The 18,053-nt window shown below is 71.5% G+C and carries 19 protein-coding genes and 1 pseudogene; 1 reads left to right on the top strand and 19 read right to left on the bottom strand.

Annotated features, from left to right (window positions below; all coding sequences use genetic code 11):
• Window positions 1-16 precede the first annotated feature (16 nt).
• Window positions 17-232 carry a helix-turn-helix domain-containing protein gene (locus tag ACH4TP_RS32945; RefSeq protein ID WP_398440006.1) on the bottom strand — a complete coding sequence of 72 codons (216 nt, stop codon included), beginning with the start codon at window positions 230-232 and terminating at the stop codon, window positions 17-19.
• A 138-nt stretch (window positions 233-370) separates the two neighbouring features.
• On the opposite strand from ACH4TP_RS32945, the gene ACH4TP_RS32940 reads away from it, so the two are divergent.
• Window positions 371-691 (top strand): DUF6087 family protein, encoded by a 321-nt coding sequence (locus ACH4TP_RS32940; protein ID WP_398440005.1) that lies wholly within the window; start codon window positions 371-373, stop codon window positions 689-691.
• Window positions 692-1,120: 429 nt separating this feature from the next.
• Here the strand turns inward: ACH4TP_RS32940 and ACH4TP_RS32935 are convergent, their stop codons facing one another.
• The 18 genes and pseudogenes from ACH4TP_RS32935 to ACH4TP_RS32850 all read right to left on the bottom strand — a co-directional run bounded on the left by ACH4TP_RS32935 (window position 1,121) and on the right by ACH4TP_RS32850 (window position 18,052).
• Window positions 1,121-1,699, bottom strand: coding sequence for a hypothetical protein (locus ACH4TP_RS32935; protein ID WP_398440004.1), 579 nt, complete (start codon window positions 1,697-1,699; stop codon window positions 1,121-1,123).
• A gap of 268 nt (window positions 1,700-1,967) precedes the next feature.
• On the bottom strand, window positions 1,968-2,732 hold the full coding sequence (locus ACH4TP_RS32930) for a PIG-L deacetylase family protein (RefSeq protein ID WP_398440003.1): 765 nt from the start codon (window positions 2,730-2,732) through the stop codon (window positions 1,968-1,970).
• A gap of 39 nt (window positions 2,733-2,771) precedes the next feature.
• The gene (locus tag ACH4TP_RS32925; RefSeq protein ID WP_398440002.1) at window positions 2,772-3,620 is read right to left on the bottom strand and encodes a glycosyltransferase family 2 protein; all 849 of its coding nucleotides are present in this window, start codon (window positions 3,618-3,620) and stop codon (window positions 2,772-2,774) included.
• Between the two features lie 285 nt (window positions 3,621-3,905).
• Entirely contained in the window at window positions 3,906-4,736 is an 831-nt protein-coding gene (locus ACH4TP_RS32920) for a hypothetical protein (protein WP_398440001.1), read from the bottom strand.
• 65 nt (window positions 4,737-4,801) lie between these two features.
• Window positions 4,802-7,177 (bottom strand): methyltransferase, FxLD system, encoded by a 2,376-nt coding sequence (gene fxlM / locus ACH4TP_RS32915; protein WP_398440000.1) that lies wholly within the window; start codon window positions 7,175-7,177, stop codon window positions 4,802-4,804.
• Window positions 7,174-7,698, bottom strand: coding sequence for a phosphotransferase (locus tag ACH4TP_RS32910; protein WP_398440029.1), 525 nt, complete (start codon window positions 7,696-7,698; stop codon window positions 7,174-7,176). Before ACH4TP_RS32910 ends, fxlM begins: the two co-directional genes overlap by 4 nt.
• A 102-nt stretch (window positions 7,699-7,800) precedes the next feature.
• Window positions 7,801-8,589: an NUDIX domain-containing protein gene (locus tag ACH4TP_RS32905; RefSeq protein WP_398439999.1), complete on the bottom strand. Its 789-nt coding sequence runs from the start codon at window positions 8,587-8,589 to the stop codon at window positions 7,801-7,803.
• Window positions 8,586-9,437 (bottom strand): class I SAM-dependent methyltransferase, encoded by an 852-nt coding sequence (locus ACH4TP_RS32900; RefSeq protein WP_398439998.1) that lies wholly within the window; start codon window positions 9,435-9,437, stop codon window positions 8,586-8,588. Before ACH4TP_RS32900 ends, ACH4TP_RS32905 begins: the two co-directional genes overlap by 4 nt.
• Complete coding sequence (locus ACH4TP_RS32895) at window positions 9,434-9,976, bottom strand: hypothetical protein (RefSeq protein ID WP_398439997.1); 543 nt, start codon at window positions 9,974-9,976, stop codon at window positions 9,434-9,436. Before ACH4TP_RS32895 ends, ACH4TP_RS32900 begins: the two co-directional genes overlap by 4 nt.
• Window positions 9,976-10,653, bottom strand: a complete 678-nt coding sequence (locus tag ACH4TP_RS32890; RefSeq protein WP_398439996.1) for a methyltransferase domain-containing protein — start codon at window positions 10,651-10,653, stop codon at window positions 9,976-9,978. The genes ACH4TP_RS32895 and ACH4TP_RS32890 overlap by 1 nt, the downstream gene beginning before the upstream one ends.
• A gap of 5 nt (window positions 10,654-10,658) precedes the next feature.
• Window positions 10,659-11,642: an NUDIX hydrolase gene (locus tag ACH4TP_RS32885; RefSeq protein ID WP_398439995.1), complete on the bottom strand. Its 984-nt coding sequence runs from the start codon at window positions 11,640-11,642 to the stop codon at window positions 10,659-10,661.
• 86 nt (window positions 11,643-11,728) lie between these two features.
• Window positions 11,729-11,959 (bottom strand): hypothetical protein, encoded by a 231-nt coding sequence (locus ACH4TP_RS32880; protein WP_398439994.1) that lies wholly within the window; start codon window positions 11,957-11,959, stop codon window positions 11,729-11,731.
• A 120-nt stretch (window positions 11,960-12,079) separates the two neighbouring features.
• Window positions 12,080-13,762 carry an ATP-binding cassette domain-containing protein gene (locus ACH4TP_RS32875; protein WP_398439993.1) on the bottom strand — a complete coding sequence of 561 codons (1,683 nt, stop codon included), beginning with the start codon at window positions 13,760-13,762 and terminating at the stop codon, window positions 12,080-12,082.
• 213 nt (window positions 13,763-13,975) lie between these two features.
• Complete coding sequence (locus tag ACH4TP_RS32870; protein WP_398439992.1) at window positions 13,976-14,575, bottom strand: HAD family hydrolase; 600 nt, start codon at window positions 14,573-14,575, stop codon at window positions 13,976-13,978.
• Window positions 14,576-14,662: 87 nt separating this feature from the next.
• Window positions 14,663-15,388, bottom strand: a complete 726-nt coding sequence (locus ACH4TP_RS32865) for a thymidylate kinase (RefSeq protein ID WP_398439991.1) — start codon at window positions 15,386-15,388, stop codon at window positions 14,663-14,665.
• 218 nt (window positions 15,389-15,606) lie between these two features.
• A pseudogene (locus tag ACH4TP_RS32860) lies at window positions 15,607-16,086 on the bottom strand (PolC-type DNA polymerase III); the annotation flags it as partial.
• Window positions 16,071-17,180 (bottom strand): DegT/DnrJ/EryC1/StrS family aminotransferase, encoded by a 1,110-nt coding sequence (locus tag ACH4TP_RS32855; RefSeq protein ID WP_398439990.1) that lies wholly within the window; start codon window positions 17,178-17,180, stop codon window positions 16,071-16,073. The pseudogene ACH4TP_RS32860 and the gene ACH4TP_RS32855, both read right to left, overlap by 16 nt.
• Window positions 17,177-18,052: a radical SAM protein gene (locus ACH4TP_RS32850; protein ID WP_398439989.1), complete on the bottom strand. Its 876-nt coding sequence runs from the start codon at window positions 18,050-18,052 to the stop codon at window positions 17,177-17,179. The genes ACH4TP_RS32855 and ACH4TP_RS32850 overlap by 4 nt, the downstream gene beginning before the upstream one ends.
• Window position 18,053 lies beyond the last annotated feature (1 nt).

Raw genomic sequence — 18,053 nt, 5'->3', positions numbered from 1 at the left:
CAAGGCGGCGGAACGCTCAGGGCTCGGTACGACGCGGGGCGCCGCCACGCGAACGGAATGTGGCTCCTGCGTCTTCGAGCAGGCGATGTACACCGCCGTAGGAACGGCCTGTCTCCTCCGCCAGAGCCCGGATGCTCGCGCCGGAGTCGTACTTCTTCTTCAGGTCCTGGGCGAGCTTGTCGCGGTCCGGGCCGGGCGTGAGCCGACGGGCAGGCGGCGCCTTCTTGGGCATGAGCTGATTCCTCCCTGCAAGGGTGGGCGATGCCCTCATGATCGCGTGAGGGGGAGGCGTCGGCCACCGATTCGGCGAAGGCAACGGCATGGCCTGCGGAGGTGGCGGCGCGGAGCCTGCTTGCGCCACGATGCTCCGATGAACGAGGAACCGCTGGAGGAGTGGGCACGGCGGCGCGAGGAGCGCCGGGCCGCCTCGAAGGGCAGGCTACGGGCGGTGCCGCTCGCCGAGGGCCGGCATCGAGCGGCGCACGTCGAGCCGGACGCTCCCCGGGTTATTCAGGAGTGGGACGGCACCGAGTGGGAAACGATCGGCGTCGTCGAGAACCTGGACGCCGCGAAGGCCCTGCTGTATCCGCCGCAGCCGGCGAAGGACAAGCCGACCGAGTGGGATCGCCCCGTGTCCGGCCCGGGGAAGGGGCGGCACCGCCGTACGGCTCCGACGGAGGAAGGCCGCTGAGAGCCTGACCGTTGAGCCGGCGCCCGCAGCGGGCGGACAACGGTGCTGGCGCCACCGGCCAGCCGATGCAGCAAGTCCCGCCGGGAACGACGTCGCAGGGAGGGCCTGCACCGCTGACCTGCACGCCGCCGCCGTCGACGAGGCCCGCCTCCTGCTGGGGTCGACGCCCAGCAGGCCACCGTGAGGGCGATCGCCATGGGGGCCTGGGCACACCCCTGTACGTGAGCGACCGCCCCTACGCCGTACGCGATTGCTCTGCACTGCATGCGCATGACCTCGGGCACCGCCGCGCTTCCCGCCGGGAGCAAGCCGGTGCCCGTGCCTTGACCCCGAACTAACGTGCCCTGATCCAGCCACTGGGGAGCGCGGACGGTGTCGGTCCATCCCAGGCCCCTCGGACGGGACAGACCGGCCCGGTTCACGGGCCCGTCAGCGGCCGGCGAGGGCATCAGGCAGCATGAGCTGTCCGGCGGGCGAGAGCGGCGCACCGGCGACGTCGGTCGCGTCCCAGCCCCGGAACTTGTTCATCCCAGGGTTGCGGACGACGGTTTTGTAGGCGTCGGTTGCCACGGACGGGGACGAGCTGTAGGCCCAGAAGTGCCGGGCGTTCATCTCGTCGCTGTACGGGCTTTCCGCGCGCATCAGCACCCCGTACAGGACCTTCCCCTCCTCCTGCGGGTGCTCGAACGGCCCGGTGATGGCGGAGAAGACGGTCTCGCCGCGAAAGCCGACACACACGCTGCTCGCGGTGAGCGGCATGTCATTGTGGTTGAACGCCTCTTGGAGGATCTCTCGGTTCGAGTAGCACCCCTCGCACCCGCAGTTCCGTTCAACGCAGGGCCCGCAGCTGCCCCACATGCAAGGGCTGGTGCCATCACCGCACGGACAGTCCTCGGGATCGCAGCGGCAGACGATCTCGGAGAGGACGACCGTGGAGTCGTCCTCTCTGCCGTCGTCGAACATGAGGCACAACTCGGCGCTGAACTCCAGGGCCACGGGCTCGTTCATGGGGTCCTTCTCAGGGCGGGCCGGCTTCCGAGCGAGTGCCGACTGTACTGCCGGGCACGGTAGTACCCGCCGCAGGACATCGAACCGCCTTCGTCATGCTTTCGGCTGACGATCGCCCTCAGCGCACGCCCCTTCCTCATCAGCAGTGCTATCTGTCACGGTCCCGGATCACGGCCGGGTTGAGTAGGCCCCGAGCGCCCTCGTGCATCCGCCGTTACCGGGGGACGCTGCCCGCGCGGTGAGGGTGGGCGGTGAAGTGTGGCAGAGGTCAGGTGTTCAGCTGAGTCGGGTCCCCTTTTGCGGGTCCGAGGGTGAGGCGGGTGAAGTACTCAGTCCGGATGATCTGTGTGCGGTCGGCTTCGGGGAGGCGGGCGAGGACACCGGGCAGGGGCCGTTCGCGAGCAACCTCGCCGCGGTGCGCGAGGATCGCCCTCCACTTCACATCGGCCCACGGGGTGACGTCGACGCTGGTGGTCACATACGAGTCCGGCACCGCGAGTACCTTCTTTCCCACACCTTCCAGCAGCGGGCGGAGCAGGCCGACGCCGGACTCGGGATGCGTGGCGGCGTACAGCGCGGCCGGCTGCCAGGGCGGGCCCGCTTCGGGATGCAGGTGGGCGAGGCCGGCGGCTTCGGCGGCGAGCAGTGTGATCTGGTGGGTGCGTACGTGGTCGGGGTGCCCGGGCAACTGGCCAACGGCGTCGTGGGTGACGACGATGTCGGGGCGGAAGGCCCGGATGTGGGCAACGAGGCGGCCGATGGCCTCATCGAGGGGCGCGTCGACGAGCCGGGGCTGGCCCGGCGCGGCCTCGGGGTTGCGGGCGTCACCGTAGCCGAGCAGGCGCGGGGGGCCGGCGCCCAGGACGGCGAGGGCGTCGGCGAGTTCGGGCGCTCGGCGGCTGTCTGGGGCCCAGGTGGCGGTGACGACCGCTGTGCGGGCACCGGCGGCGTGGTGCTGCGCGAGCACACCGCCGGCCAGCAGGCTCTCATCGTCGGGGTGCGCGAACACCCCCAGCAGGGACGGGTGGTTCATGGCGAAGAGGTCTCCTCGAGGCGGTGGATGAAAGGGAGGTCAGATGATCGGCGGTCGCCCGGCCGCGGTGAGCCGGTAGACGGTGCGCCAGCTCATCGGGCGCCGTGGCTGCGTGTGCCGCGTCGTCCAGCCTTCGCGCGTACCGCGCAGCGTCTCGCCCAGCCCGCCGCCGCGCACGGCCCGGACCAGGGTGATCGCCGTCCACACGCTCAGGTAGAGGGGAAGGAGCGGGGTGGGGAGGTTGCGGTGAGCGATCCAGATGCGGTTGCGGGCGGCGAGCCGGTGATACAGCGCGTGGCGGGCCGGTGTGGTGAGCGGGTGGTGCATACGGATCGCCGCCGCGTACCAGCCGCTCCAGCCCGCCTCGTACAGCCGCCAGGCCAAGTCGAACCCCTCGTGGTACAGGAAGAGCCGACCTTCCCACCCTCCTACCGCTTCGAAGGCGTCGCGCCGAATCAGGACGACGCCCTCGGCCATCGAGGTGACCCTCCCGGGCCGTCCCGGGTTCGAGGCGTGCAGCCGGGGGACCCAGCGGCGTGGTGTGGTCGCATCGTCCGGGCCGGTCAGCCGGGGCTGGACCCAGGCGGCTTCGGGATGCTGCTCGGCCTCGGCGATCAGCCGGGCGAGGACATCGGGACGAGGAAAGGTCGCGTCGTTGTCGAGGAAGAACAGCCAGTCGGCCGGATTCTCCGCTTTACGGAGTGCGTCGGCGCCGGCGTTGCGACCGCCGGGGATACCGAGGTTCTTGGGCAGGCATACGGTGAGTGCACTGGGCGGCACGATTTCGGGGCGGCAGCCGTTGCCGACCACCACCACCCGGACCTCGACACCGCTCTGCGCCAGGAGCGTCGCCTGCGCGGCGGCCTCTGCCTCCGGCCGGTCATTCATGGACAGCACGACTACGTCTACGCGTGGGTGAAGCACGGGCTCCTCCAGGCCGTCGAGGGCCGTGTTGCGGTCAGGGTGTGGGGTGTAGGTTCCGTGATCCCGTGAGCACTCGCGCGCTCCTGACCTGTGGCGTCCGCGGTGGTGAGCACTGTCGACGGTGCAGTCCGTCGTCGGATCATGAGCGATTTGGCTTGGCGAGCGCGGACTTCGCGTGCAAGCACGGCGAAGAAGCCGCAGGTCACGAGACCCATTGCTCACCAAACCGCGGAATTGCTCGGACGGTGCTCATGATCGCTCGGAATTGCTCACGGAATCGCGGACCCTACATGGGACAGGGGTTCCGGTGAGGTGTCCGGCCCAGCGAGCGACGAGCGGGGCGAGGTGGGGGTGGACGCCCCGGGAACAGGCCTGGAGGAGCTGACCAAGGGCGACGAGTTCACCGGCCCGGCCGGCGGAGGTGTCCAGGACGTGTGCGAACTCGTGTCGCACGCGCGCGGCGACCGCCGGTACCGTCAGCGAGTAGGCGCGCAGCAGGCCCGGATCGTAGCTGACGGGAAGGCGGCCCCAGTTCTCCCAGTCGAGCAGGACCAGGGGTGCGCGGGTGAGGTTCGCCCAGTGCAGGTCGGCGTGCCCGGTCGTCGTCTCACGGATCCGGACGGGGTCGATGCCGAGGAAGCGGCGGAAGTTTCGGTCGACCCAGTTCTGCCGTACTGATTCCCGGTCGGTGGGCACCGTCGCGAGCACGCCGAGCGCGGACCTCAGCTCCGTCCACCACGAGTCGGGCAGCGCGGTGTCCTGGTCGAGAGCGGGAGTGCCGTGGGTGACCGGCGGGACGGGCACGTACTCGGTGAGCTCGGCCCGGTAGGCGACGTCCCCGGAGGTCCAGTCGAGGACGCCGCGAAGCCGCGGCCGCGGTACCGACCGGGGCACGTGCGTGTCCGCGGTCGCCGTCCCTTCCCACAGCCGTCCGCCCGCCTTGTCCACCGCTGCGGACACAACGCGCAGCCAGCAGTCCCCGGCCCGGCGCCCCAGGGTGCGCCCCTGCCACCCCCACACCTCGGGACCCGACGCGGGCACCTGGAACTGCTGGGCGGCGGCCGCGTGCGCGTGCCGCATCCGTTCTCGCTCATCACGCTCTTCCGGAGCGACGAACACCGCCTCGCCTACCGCGCGTTCCACCGTCACACCCCCTCCGTCACGACGTCGGCCCCGAGGTGCTCAACAGGCCGGGGCGGCGGCACGTCACGCCCCGGCCACCGGAACACCAGGCGGCAGAGATCTTTGTTCAGGACGTCGCCGGCGGGCAGCGCATGGTCGGGTGTGTCGGCTGGGTGGACCGTCAGGACGAGATCGACGTGCTGGTCGTTGTCGTCTGCGCGGATGTGACGGTCCCAGGCCAAGACCGTGGCCGCCAGCCGCTCGGCGAGCGCGGGGCCCTGCTCACCGAAGGCGTGGACGATCCATTCCCACTCCTTGTCCTGCGGGCTGTTGCCGTCCTTGGTCTGGACGTGGATTAGGTAGGCGAGCGAGGCGTCGCCGACGATCGCGGGGGCGTCGTGGTCCTTCGCGATGCCGGTTACACCCTCGCCTGGTTCCTGGTGGGCGGCCAGGCGGCAGAAGCCGGACAGGGTGGTGGCCGCGTACAGCTGCAGGGAACCGAAGTAGGAGTTGGCCGCCCCCATCGTCACGCCGGTGGCTACCTCGTGCTGTGGCCCGCGCAGCGCCTCCTCCAAGCCCGTCGTATCGGCGGCGGTGCCGTGCTCGAAGCGGAGCGTCAGCCCGCCGTCGAGGAGGGAGAGGACGGGGATGGTGCGGGCCTGTTGGCCTTGGTCGCGGACGAAGCCGCAGTACGTGAAGTGGCGGGCGTGCAGCACCTGACCGTGGCGTTCGAAGGTGACCGCTCGGGTGTAGCCGCCCATCTCCAGCGGCAGGACCAGGCGGCCGCCTTCGGCCAGCTGCTCTCGCCAAGCCGGGGCGATGTCCCAGCAGTTGTAGGTGATCATGCCGGCGTCGAAGCCGCCGCGCGGCACGAGGTGAGCGGGGGCGCCGAGGGCGGCGTCTGCTTCGACGGCGGTGACGCGTCCGCTGCCGGCCTCCGTGAGGAACTGGCGGGTGCGGCGCACGACCCACGGGTCGATGTCGACGGTGACTACGCGTCCGCCGGGTCCGGCGACGTGGGCGATCAGCTCGGCGTTGTAGCCACCGGAGCCCGCCTCGAACACGACCGCGCCTGGCTCCAGGCCCAGGTGCTCGATCATGTCGGCCTGGAGCCAGGCCGCGGACACCGAGCTGATCGCTGTTCCGGCCTCGTCGCGTCGGGTGACGACGGCCCGGTCGCCGCCGTTGTACGCGGCCAGGAGGTTCGCCTCCGGGGCGAAGCGGTGCCGGGGCACGGCCCGCAGCGCCTCCTGGACCCGCTCCGAGGGGGCCCAGCCGCCGTCGATGACCATCTGGGTCATCGCGGCGCGCAGCCTGGCGGCCTCGGCCGGTTCTCCCGGCACGGGCGGCTGGTCGGCGGCGATGGGGTAGGAGGTCGCCGACGGCAGGTCGGGGAGGATGCCGGGCCACACGGCGTCGAGCGCGAGAGCGGCTGGGGTGAATACGTCCCCGACGCAGGCGAGGGCGTGGAGGTCGAAGAACTCCCATCGGTCGAACTTGTCCGGCTCGGCGTTGGCCAGAGTGCCCGTCCAGGCGGTGACGCGGACGACGGCCGTGAGCCGTGGGATGCCGTGGCTGTCGTCCGCCAGCATCGTCACCACATGCGCGTTTGCCGGGTCGGCGACCAGGCCCGTCTCCTCGGCGAGTTCTCGGACTGCCGCTTTGGCGAAGTCCTCCGCACCGCTCGTCTTGCCGCCGGGGAGTTCGAGCATGCCGTGTCGGGAGCGGCCGAGTAGGACCCGCCCGGCGTCGTCGGTGACAACGGCGAGGGCGCCGGTCAGCGCGTGGCCGGTGGTCGGCCGCTTCTCCACGGCCCGGGTGTCGGCGTGGCAGGGGCCGCGCAGGACCAGGACGGCCAGGCCGTCCGCGTCCAGCCGCTCCACCGTCTCCCATCCAGCGACGAGCACGGCGATTTCGTCCTCGTCCAGCGCGATGCCGCGCCGCTCCTCGGGCGTGTTCTCCACCACTGGCGTGATCACGACGAGAGCGCCGCCGTCCCGCAGCCGCTCACCTAGCCCGTGAACGACGCGTCCGCGGTCCTGCACGAACGCGTACATCAGGCGGAGCGTGATCAGGTCGTACTTTTCGTCGTGCAGCGGGGCGGGGTCGTCGTGCTCGATGTCCAGGTGCAGCCAGCGCACGCCCTCGACGTCACCATGCTCCTCCCGGGCCCGGGCCAGGGCGCTGTCGGTGAAGTCTGCGGCGTCCACGGTGTAGCCGAGCGAGGCGAGGTAGACGGCCAGCTCTCCGGTGCCGCAGCCCACGTCGAGCGCCCGGCCGCCGCCGTCTGGGAGGGGGGCGTGTTCGGCGAGGAGTTCCCGCTCGCGCTCACCGAGCTGCCGGAACCCCTTTCCGTCGCTGTAGTGCTGCTCCCACTGATCGCGGGCGGTGTACGTCAACGTGCTACTCCTCGTGCGTAGGCGTGATGGAACTCAGGGGCGTTGGGCGGCGCGGAGCTGGGCCAGCGTGCGCAGGCCGCGCTCCACGAGCCCGGGGTCATCGTGGGCGGTTCCGTAGGAAATGCGGAGACGGAATCCAGGACTGATAGGACCGTGAACTGGGCCTCACCCTCCGGGGTGAAGGAGCGGCCGTAGCCATCCGCTACGGCGGCCAGGAGGTCGGGGCGGCCGTGGCAGGCATCGGACAGCCGCACGAAGTCCCTGATGGCTGGGCCTTCCCCCGACCGCTCGAAATCGATCACGTACAGTGAATCGGCGGCGTCGTCCCAGCGCAGATTGCGCTGGAAGTCGCCATGTGTGGGGACCGCCTTCAAGGCGGGCAGGCCGGCGGCCTTCTCGGCAGTGGCGCGGATGAAGTTCCTTGTCTCCGGCCGCGAGGTGGGGTCGGGCGCCGTCCAGGTGCCGCTCCAGCTTCCATAGGGGCAGGGTGCCGACGGCCGGGTGCGGTGGGGCGCTGGTATGGATGGCGGCTGCGAGCTGCCCGATGCGGTGGAAGAGGCGCTGCTGCTGCCCGGGCGGGTGGACGGCGCCGTGCAGAGACCGGCTTCCGACCGCGGTGAGGACTACCGCCCGCAACCGCGCATCGGCTGCCACCAGCCTGGGCGCGGCCGCGCCCAGGCTGGTGGCAGCCGTACACAAGCCGTCACTTCGCGCTGGTGGAAGCGGTAAATCGTTCTGGTGGATCTTGACGTACCAGGTGCCGCCCTCGGCGGCGCGTACCCGCCATACGCGGCTTTCCTCGCGCGCCCAGGAGACGTCCTTCCAGGTGGTGATCCGACCCACCGCCTGCTCGGCGAAGGAACGCGCCCCCTCCGGGACGTCTTCTCGGCTGCCGGGGCGGGCACCAGGACCGTCCGGTCAATGTCCGGGTCGTAGGCGATCGGGTCGCCGGGCTCCTGGAAGTGCACGGCCATCCGTGCGCCGGCCCGGTAGGCGTCCAGCCCGGCCCGGCAGTAGGCGACCATCGGTTCCGGCAGGTTGTCGAACGGGAACCACCCCATGGCGTCGCAGACCCGATGCTTCATGACCTCCGGGATGCCCTGCCAGCGCTTCACCTCGAAAAACATCCCCAGGCGGGCGCCGCCGACGGGGGAGCGGTGGTGCACGGTGACGGCCGCGCGGACGTCGACCGGGTCGACGACGATGCCGCTCTCTTCCCGGGTCTCGCGCACCAGGGCCGTGACCACATCTTCCCACGGGCCGTCCAGATGCCCGCTGACCAGATGCCAGCATCCTGCCGCGTACATCTCGCCGGCCCGCCGCGACAGCAGCACTTCGGGCCCGGTCGCACCGTCGCGAACGGCAATCAGGTCGACGTCGAGCGGCTCGGTGTACCGCTGGTCGTCCGTCACGCGGCACCGCCGGAGCGGCGGGCGAGCAGCACCGTGAACACCGTGTCCTCCTCCAGGACCCCGCCTTGCGCATGAGCCTTCAGCAGATCGAGGGCCTCGGCCTCGAACTCGTGGTGCTGGCCGGCGAAGAGGGCCGGGCGGGCGAAGCTGGTGGTGCGCAGGTAGCCGACGACGTCCTCGGGGGACCAGGAGCGGGTGATGGGGAAGCGGCGCTCGATCACGTCGCTGAACGCCGAGTCGACGAGGTCGTCCTTGTAGGAACGGTCCGGGCCGGTATACGTGCCGCGGGTGCCCGCACGCCGGTCGTCTCCGAGGTAGGTCTGGATCAGCCCTCGAAGGGCAGCGGTCCATTCCGATTCGTGGGTCCAGAGGCTGCCGTCTCCCATGATCGCCACGACGGCGTGCGGTGCGGCCACCCGATCGCACATGTCCAGGACCTCGGGGCGGGACATCCAGTGGAAGGACCGGCAACTGGTGATCAAGGTGGGCTCCCGGCCGGGCGCGGTGGGGGCGAAGGTGTGGGCTTCGCCGGTGAAGGCGCCCACCGTGCAGGCTCCGCGGACCGGTTCGAGTGTGGCGCGGGCTGTCTCCAGCATCGAGGCGTTCACGTCGACCAGGTCGATGTGCACCATGCGGTGCAGGACGGGCAGCAGCGCGCGGGGCACCTGGCCAGTGCCAGTACCCAGATCGAGCAGGACGGGGGCGGGTGTGCCGTGCTGGGTGGCGGCCAGGAGGTGGACCGCGGCGTCCGGAAGGCCGGGACGGTAGCGGGCGTAGTCGGCGGCCTCGGGCCCGAACAGGGCCTCGTCCGAGACCGCCGCGGAGGCCGTCTGGTGGGGGCGGGTCATCGTGAATCTCCAGGAGTACGGGGGAGCTGCCAGGTCAGGGTGCCGTTCGGGCTGGTGGCCCGCTGGACGCCGTCGGGGCCGAGGTGGAGCCGGTAGGCGGCCGGCTCACCGGCCGCCCGCCAGCGGGCGGCGGCGTTCTGGATCTCCGCCCAGATGTCCCGGGGCCCGTCGCCCGTCACGTCCCACCGGCCGGTCCCGGCCTCTTTCACGCGCAGCCACGACCTGCACTCGGGCGCGCCGATCGTCAGGTCCTCGGCCCCGAAGTCGCGCACCAGGCCCGGGTAGAGGTGGTCCAGGGCCAGCCACATGCCGCGCGCCGTGTCCTCCGGCGGCGCGAGCCGGCTGCGCCGCGTCCGCCCGTCGGCCGTGGTGATCGCCTTCCGGAAGGAAGCCGACAGGAACAGCCGGTCGAAGCCAAGCCCGGCACCGGCGCGGTGCCCGAACTCGACCGCGCGCAACTCCGCCTCCACCATGCCGTCCGGTCGTTTGTCGATCACGGCCAGGCCGGGCCACGACGGCGACGACGTCCCCAGCGTCATCAGTGCCCGCCCGGCGCCAGCTGCTCCACCAGAGCCTCCGGAACGCGGGGGACGGCGAAGGAGACGAAGATCCGGTCGTACGGGCCCGCGTCGGGCCGGCCCGTGGTGCCGTCGCCGGTCGCCACGGCCGGCCGGTAGCCGAGGGCGGCCAGCCGCTCGCCGGCGGCGGCGGTGACGTACGGGTCGATGTCGAGAGTGACGACACCGGCGTCTCCGCACACGAAGCACGCCACCGCCGCGGTCACCCCGGCGCCGGTCCCGATGTCCAGTACGCGCTGCCCGGGCCGCAGGTCCAAGAGCTGGAGCAGGTCCGCGGTCATGCCCAGCGTGCTCGACATCGCGGTCATCGCGCCCCCGCGACGCGCTCCGGCATCACGGCCGAGGATCGGCTCGCCCTCGTGCTGGATCGCGATGCTCTCCCCGCTGTGCAGCCGTTCCAGCAGCTCCTCCCGGTCGGCCGGGCGGGACCAGTCCAGCAGATCCCAGCGCGGCGGGGTCTCGTCCGGGGCGCTACGACGCACGTATGCCTGGGGCATCAAGACCTGGCGCGGAAGCGCGAGCAGGGCCTCGCGGACCGGCCCCGGCTTCACCTCCCCACTCGTCTCCAGCCGGGCGACCATCGCCGCTCGGGCTGCCGCGGCCCCGTTTTCACCGAGGGCGAGCTGAGGTGTACCCAAGGCGTTCACCAGCCCATGTGCGAGTAGGCGCGGCTGGCGGCGATGTCGGCGATGGCTGTCCGCGTGTAGGGGACGAGCCGGTCCGGAAGCTCGTCCTGCGGCCACCACCGCCAGATCAGGCACTTGTCGCGCGAGCGGACCTCGGGGGTGCCCTCCCACTGGCGAGCCCGGAAAAGGAGCTGCGTCAGGGGCAGGCTGCCCGGGGCGTTGAAGCCGTCGATGCTGGTCGCGGCCTCCACGGCGTAGGGCTTCAGATCCTCGAGACGGAGACCGGGCACCTCCTCGGACAGCTCCCGCAGCAGGGTGCCCTCAAGGCTCCGGTCGTCGTGCGTGCGGCCGCCGCCGAGAAGGGCGAACGCCCCCGACTGCCAGATGACACCGGGCTTGTGGTCGCGCAGATGAAGCAGGTACAAACCCTGCCCGTCCAGCTGCGCCTGAAGGAGTTTCGCGCGCAGCGTCGGCGAGGTGGCCTCCGGCTGCGGGAGCCACTGGACGCCGGAGACCTCCTCGTCCTGCAGCATGATCGCCAGCGGTTCCTTGCCGGCGAGGTAGAAGACGTAGCGGAAGTCGTAGTGGCGGTGGTCCGGTTCATCCTTGGCCGGGTCGGCGCCGATGTCGTGGACGCCCCAGTCCGGAGAGCCGAGCAGCTGCGGGGCCAGGCACAGGGCGCCCGGCGCGATCCCGGCCTCCTCAGACACCTCGCGCAGTGCCGCGGCGAGCAGCGTACGGTCCCCGGGCTGGACGTGGCCGCCCGGGGTCGGCAGGAGGCCGCCGCTGACCCGGTGCCGGATGTGCAGGACCCGGCCCTGGCGGTCGATCACGACGGCGCCGCACGTGATGTGCCCGGGCAGCGTCGTCCGGGCGGTCACGTCGACGGGCCGGTCCAGGGCAGCGAGGAGCCCAGCCAGGGCGTCACGCTCGCCGGGACGCCGGCCGAGATACGCCTCGACGGTCCTGCGGATCACGATGGAGCTGGAGCTGGGTGACATGGGCGTCGTCTCGCCTTCGACGTAGTGAGGGGGCGGCGCTAGGGGACGGTGCTATGGAGCATGCGTGTGGGAGCCGCGCTGGTGGATCAGCCCGCCGTCTCGTGGCCGGACGGCTGGGCGCCGCGGGGGCCGGGAACGGCCTCGGGTGAGGGTGCGATCCCGTACTGGGCGGCTTGGGCGGTGAACATGCCCTGGTAGAGGCCGTCCTTGCGGGACATCAGGTCCTCGTGGGTGCCGTCCTCGACGACACACCCCTGATCGAGGACGTAGATGTGGTCGGCGTGCATGGTCGCGGCGAGCCGGTGGGTGACGAGCACGACCGCGTGTCCCTCCTCGGCCAGGGACCACAGCCCCTCGAACGCGGCGATTTCCGCATGGGGGTCCAGGGCGCTGGTCGGCTCGTCGACCAGCAGGAACGGCGCCTGCCGATACCTTGTTCAAGCGGACCCCAGTTTCTGCCACTGGCCGCCCGAGAGCTGGACCCCGCGCTCGTAGCCCTTGAAGACGATCGAGTCCCAGCCGTGCGGCAGGCCCTCGACCAGTTCGAGCACGCCCGCCTCGTCGGCGGCCGTGCGGACGCGGGCCATGTCCCGGGGACGGTCGCCGGCACCGATGGCCACGTTCGCGGCCGCCGTCATCTCCCAGCGCGGGAAGTCCTGTGACAACAAACCGACTTCAGCGAAGATCTGGGCGCGGGCCGCCTTCCGCAGCTCGACCCGCTCGCCTGACTCGCCCACCCACCACACGTCCCCCTCGGCGGGGAGCAGCAGTCCGGCCAGCACTTTCGTGAGGGTGGTCTTCCCCGAGCCGTTCGCACCCACCAGGGCCGTCACCCTCCCTCGCGGGACGCGCACGCTCACGTTCTTCAGGGAGGGGCCGTCGGCGCCCGGGTAGGTGAACGAGACCGCCTCCGTCCTCACCTCCCGCACCGGTGCGGGCAGCGGCGTACCGGTGAGCGGGATCGCGTTCTCGCCCGCCACCTTGATGGCGTCCTCGGTGTCGGTGAGGAACAGCAGCTCCTCGTACAGCCGGTTGACCTGCTGCACCAGCGACGTCAGGCGTGCCGTCGACGTACGGATGGCGATCACCGCGGTGCCGCCGACGGCGAGCGGCAGACCTCCGGTCGACAGCAGCCACCGCAGCACGCCGTAGCAGGCCAGCGACGCCACACCGGCGAACCCGCCCGCGACCAGGTCCGTCGACGCCTGCGCCCGGGCCAGGCGCCGCTGCTCCGCCTCCGTCTGCCGCGACATCTCCTCGTAGCTGGACAGCAGTTTGGTGCCGGCGGCGTGCACGCGGAGCTCACCGGCGGCGTGCGGGCGGGTCAGGTAGGCCAGCAGGGAGGCGATCGCCCTGCGGTGGTCGACCCAGTTCATCCGGGACAGGTAGTCACGGCGCGCGGAGCGGACCGCGCCCCACCCCTTGGGCAGGGCGATCGCCAGCAGCATCGGCAACAGCGTCCAGTGCAGCGCCGCGAGCACGACCGCGGCCGCCGCCATGCCGATCACCACATTGCCCACCCCGACCGACAGCCTCAGCATGCTGCGGGCCGAATCCGTGCCGAACCGCCCCGCCTCCAAGACCCGCTGAACCTCCGGCCGCTCGGTCGCCGCCACCTCCACACCGGTCACGGCCGTGTAGTACCGCGCGGACACCGCCCGCTCCACCTGCGGCTCCAGCCGCCCCGACATCGCCGTCGACCACGCCGACAGCACGGCACCGGCCACCGCCGCGACCGCCAGCACCACCAAGGACGGCAGCGCGTCCCGGAGCTTGTCCACGGTCGGACCGTCGGCGAGCAACCGCGCAAGAACGCCGTTGACCGCCACCAGCCCCCACCCGGCCGTCACTCCCTGCCCGAGCTCGGCCGCGACGACCCCCATCAGCGCGCGCCGGTCCGCCTTCCACCCGGTGCGCAGCACCATGCCCACCATGTGCGGCAGCGCGGCCGCCATCCGCCCGAACTTCAGCTGGGTCAGAGGGCCTTCATGTCGGACGTAGGACTGGTCGTAGCGCAGCCGGCCCCCGTACAGCTCCCGCTCGGCGTCCGAGACGTTGTCCGTGGCTCCGGCCTTCGAGCCGTCCGCGGCCTTGTCGCCCTCTGGTTCGACCAGCGTCATCGTGTCCCCCCCTCGTGGACGTGGTGGTTACGTCGCCGTGCTCAACGACGGCGCGCGATTTCGAGCACCTGTTCCTTTCGGACGCGTTGCGCGCCCTGTGATTCAGCGGGTTTCCGAAGGTGTGCGGTGCACCGACCCTTGCCGCGCAAGAGCACCCGGTCGGGAACGGATTGGCCGAATCGCCGATGGTGGTGCCTTGCGGCTGATGGCGTACTACGGCTGGAACGGGATGAGCTGCCGAAGCCGAGTGACGGTGAGGGCTGGGTCGGTGGCGTGGATGGTGGCCATGCCGAGCTTCCGTGCTGGCACGAGATTGTCTGGGTTGTCGTCCACGAAGATGCATGCCGATCCCGGAAGTCCCAGCAGCTCCAGAGTCAGTTCGTAGATCTCCGGGTCCGGCTTGCGCATCCGGTGTTGCTCGGAGAAGACCACGACGTCGTGAGTGGCCTCCAGGTTCCACGCCGCGTAGGGGTTGTGCGGGGTCATACCCATGGAGTTGGACAAGATCGCGGTGCGGACTCCCGCAGCGCGGATCTGCGCGGCCGCGGTGACCACGGCCTGCTCCGGGCGCAGGGTCGCCAGGGCACGGCCCATGAGGTTGGTGCCGTCGATATCGAGGAGGGCGGCGATTCCGGTGTTCCACTCCTCTTGAGAGATGTCGCCGCGTTCGAGCCGCGCGTAGAGCTGGCGGCCGACGGGGTCGACGGCAACGGCCTGGCGGTAGGCGTCGTCCGGCAGCCCGATCTCGCGGGCGAAGCAGAGGGCCGTGTCGTCCATCGGCGTGGTGAGCACACCGCCGAAGTCGAAGATCACGGCAGCGTACGGGTCTCCGGGGACGGGGGACTGCGGGCTGACAGCGGAGGGGTGGGTCACGACGTACTCCTGTTATCGGTCGGCGGGTCATGCCGGGACTCCTTCGAGAGCAGGGGAGGGCCAGGGCTGCGGGCGGGCCGTGGTGACCCAGGAGGTGATGAGGTCGGCGGCCGCCTGAGGGTCGGGCTGGGCGGCGCGGTCCAGGAGACGTACACGGGGGTCGCCGGCGGCCAGGTGTGTGAAGAGGCGGGCGCAGCGTTCATGGACGGCGCGCTCGGCGGCGCTGATGGGGCGGCCGTCGCGCTGCTCGGCGCGGCCGAGGGCCGCGCCGACGTGGTCGGTGAGCAGGATCGTGACGTCGGGGGCCGGCCGCCACGCGGTCGCTTCGCGCATCAGGGCCCGGGCCTGCTCGAGGGCCGCGGTGTCGTCGCGGGGGTGGAGGGCGGCGGCCTGGTAGACGGCCACGGAGTGCAGGCTGCGTCCTTCGAGGACGGTACGGCCGGTGTGCAGCGGAGTCCGGATGGTCTCCCAGGTGTGCAGCTGGACGGCCAGGAGCAGCAGCGTTTCGCTGGCCGGGAAGCCGCCGCGAAGGAACCGGTCTCCATCGGCGGCCGCGGCGAGCGCGGAGATGATGCGGCTGCCGAGGTCGGCGCGCGTGCGACGGGAGGAGAACTCCTCGACCAGCAGCGGCGCATCGAGACGAGGTGCGACCAGGCCGGTGAGGTGGCTCTTGCCGGTGCCACTGATGCCCTCGAACGACACCAGCACACCCCGGCGATCCGGGTCCTTGCCGCCCGCGGGTTGGGGATCCACGACGGTGGTCTCCTTTCGGTCAGAACAGGGAGTCCTGCTGGGGGGCGGCGGCGCGGGCGTCGTCGCGCACGGCCTTCGGCTCGATACCGGCCACGCGGAGCAGATCGGTGAGCGTGGACCAGCGGCCGACCCCGCGCCCCGTCGGTGACCATCCGCGCGAAGACGCCGCAGGTGGCCAGCACGTCAGGCATGGCGCGGTGCCGTCCGGCGGGCAGCGGCATGCCGAGGTGGCTGAGCACATCGTCGAGCCGGTGGCGGGACAGGTCCGGGTAGACGGCGCGGGCCAGCCGCACGGTGTCGAGCATCGGCAGGCGGGCCAGCGCGGGGCAGGACGGCTCCTGGTCGTAGATCAGCCCGGCCTCGTAGGGCGCGTTGTGCGCGAAGAGAACGTACGGCGGGTGGGCGAGCAGCGCCTCCAGCGCGGCCAGGATCACAGCCGCGCCGTCGGCCTGCTGGATCATGGCGGCGGTGATGCCGGTCTGCCCGGTGTCGAAGGACGTGAAAGGCACGCCGTCCGGCGGCCGGATGAACCGCTCGAAGCGCCCGTCCTCCTGCCAGGAGCCGTCCGCGGTCAGCTTCCCCGCGACGGCGGCGATCTCGATCGGCTCGGGCCGGCGCCCGGCCGGGTTGAGCGTCTCGAAGTCGATGCCCACGAACGTCGCCGCGAGCAGAGCGGGATCGGTCAACGCCACTGGCATGCCTCCTCGGTGATGATCCGCGCCATCTCGTCCAGGCGCGCCTCGGTGTCTCCTTCGTGGACAACGACGGCCAGCGCCGTATCGAGGTCGGCTCGCGCGGCCGGGCACGCAGTCAGGCCCAGGCTCTGCAGGGACGGCAGCCGGTCGGCGGTCGTCAGACCGTAGGTGCCGACGGAGTTGGCCACGCCCTGCTCCGCGAGGCGGGCGCAGAACTCCCGAGGCCGCTCCAGCTCCACGCGCAGCAGCGGCGCGTAGCCGTTCCAGTCGAGCCGTGCGTCCGGCGGGATCGGGGTGAGGCCGGGAACGTGGGCGACGGCGTCGAGGAGGTGCCGGGTCTGCCGGCGGCGCAGGGCGAGGAGCTCGTCGAACCGGGCGAGGTTGCCGCGGGCGATGATCGCGACCGGCTCGGGCATCCGGTAGTTGTGCCCGAGTCGGCTGCCGGCCGGCTGGCCGGGGGCGGGCAGGAACCCGTGGGTGGCGAAGCTGCGGGCCCGGGCGGCGAACCCGGCGTCGTCCGTGAGGATGTAGCCGCCCTCACCCGACCACAGCAGCTTGCCGTCTTTCGTGGAGAAGCAGCCGGCGTCCCCGAAGGTCCCCGCCCACCGGCCGTCGTACCGGGTGCCCTCGGCCTGGCAGGCGTCCTCGATCAGCCGCAGTCCCCGGTCGGCGCAGTAGGCGGTCAGCCGCGCCAGGTCGGCGCACCGGCCGGCCAGGTGCACGGGCAGGACGGCCTTCGTCCGCGGGTTCGTCTTGCCGGCGAGGTCGTCGAAGTCCAGCTCGCCAGCTGCGGAGTCCACCAGGACCGGCACGGCGCCGGTGAGCCGGATCGCGACCAGGGTCATCACCACGCACGCGCCCGGCACCAGGACCTCGTCGCCGGCCCCAATGCCGTAGGCGGCCAGGGCGGTGTGCAGTGCCGCGGTGCCGCTGGAGAGGGCGACGGCGTGCGCGGTGCCGAAGCGGTCCGCGAGCTCGGCCTCGAAGGCACGCGCGTGCTCGTCGCCGACGGGGGCGGGGCTACGGTCCAGGAGCTCGGCCATGCGGCCCAGGGCAGTGGCGCGCATCGTCGTCGCGGACTGTGTGGTGTGGTTCATGCTGAGCTCCGGGCGGTCGTGGTGAGGATGCGGTCGAAGCCCATGAGCGGCCACATGTTGACGCACTCGTAGGAGGCCAGCGGGCAGTCACTCGCGCAACCGGTCGGGGCCGGGAACAGGTCGGCGGCGCTGTGCCCGCGGATGGTGCGGTGGGCCGAAACCGGGGTGGCGTCGATCCGCAGGGAGGAGACGCAGTCCCAGATCGCGCCGTCGGGCTGGATGAAGTGCAGCGTGCGCCCGCCGAAGCAGCCCGCCACGCTGGACGTCGTCCGGGGGACACCAGCGATGACCTGACCGGGGTAGGAGCCTTCCGGCAGCGTCAGGGACAGGTCCGCGGCGTACAGCTCGGCGAAGGCGTCGGTGAGCGCGCCGGTGTCGTCGGGGCGCAGCGACAGTTGCTCGTGATGGGGGTGGTCGTCAGGCAGCACGATGGGCTGCGGCACGTAGTAGTCGGCGCCGAGCTCCGCGGCGAAGCGGCCCATCGCGGGCACCTGTTCGATGTTTCGGCGGGTGATCACGGTGTAGAGACCGACCCGGGGACCGTCCTCGTTGCGGGCGGCGATGAGGGCGCGGATGCCGTCGACGACGTCCTGCCAGCCGTGTTTGCCCTTCGGGTCGGGCCGCATCCAGTCGTTGAACTCGGCTTCGGTGGAGTCCAGGGAGACTGAGAACGCGTCGATGCCGAGGTCGAGGAGGGACTGCAGGAACACCGGGCGGTTCAGGGGGATGCCGTTGGTGCAGACGATGACCTCGATCCCCGCGTCCTTGATGATCTTCAGGGTGTCGAGGATGCCGGGCCAGTTCAGCGGGGGCCTTGACCCCTGATGTTGGACACACGAGACACTGGATCCTGAGGATCTGAGAACGGACATC

This window comes from Streptomyces sp. NPDC021012 (assembly GCF_044333355.1).
GTDB lineage: Bacteria > Actinomycetota > Actinomycetes > Streptomycetales > Streptomycetaceae > Streptomyces.
The sequence above is the reverse complement of the archived record's forward strand: the minus strand, read 5'-3'. Positions and strand labels throughout refer to the sequence as shown.

Bases quoted from the DNA above. Each gene is read 5' to 3' on its own strand.
- ACH4TP_RS32875 (WP_398439993.1), bottom strand. From the start codon at position 13,762: ATGACGCTGGTCGAACCAGAGGGCGACAAGGCCGCGGACGGCTCGAAG.
- ACH4TP_RS32945 (WP_398440006.1), bottom strand. From the start codon at position 232: ATGCCCAAGAAGGCGCCGCCTGCCCGTCGGCTCACGCCCGGCCCGGAC.
- ACH4TP_RS32900 (WP_398439998.1), bottom strand. From the start codon at position 9,437: ATGACCCGCCCCCACCAGACGGCCTCCGCGGCGGTCTCGGACGAGGCC.
- ACH4TP_RS32855 (WP_398439990.1), bottom strand. From the start codon at position 17,180: ATGAACCACACCACACAGTCCGCGACGACGATGCGCGCCACTGCCCTG.
- ACH4TP_RS32850 (WP_398439989.1), bottom strand. From the start codon at position 18,052: ATGTCCGTTCTCAGATCCTCAGGATCCAGTGTCTCGTGTGTCCAACAT.
- ACH4TP_RS32940 (WP_398440005.1), top strand. From the start codon at position 371: ATGAACGAGGAACCGCTGGAGGAGTGGGCACGGCGGCGCGAGGAGCGC.
- ACH4TP_RS32925 (WP_398440002.1), bottom strand. From the start codon at position 3,620: ATGAATGACCGGCCGGAGGCAGAGGCCGCCGCGCAGGCGACGCTCCTG.
- ACH4TP_RS32885 (WP_398439995.1), bottom strand. From the start codon at position 11,642: ATGTCACCCAGCTCCAGCTCCATCGTGATCCGCAGGACCGTCGAGGCG.
- ACH4TP_RS32930 (WP_398440003.1), bottom strand. From the start codon at position 2,732: ATGAACCACCCGTCCCTGCTGGGGGTGTTCGCGCACCCCGACGATGAG.
- ACH4TP_RS32895 (WP_398439997.1), bottom strand. From the start codon at position 9,976: ATGACGCTGGGGACGTCGTCGCCGTCGTGGCCCGGCCTGGCCGTGATC.
- ACH4TP_RS32920 (WP_398440001.1), bottom strand. From the start codon at position 4,736: ATGCGGCACGCGCACGCGGCCGCCGCCCAGCAGTTCCAGGTGCCCGCG.
- ACH4TP_RS32935 (WP_398440004.1), bottom strand. From the start codon at position 1,699: ATGAACGAGCCCGTGGCCCTGGAGTTCAGCGCCGAGTTGTGCCTCATG.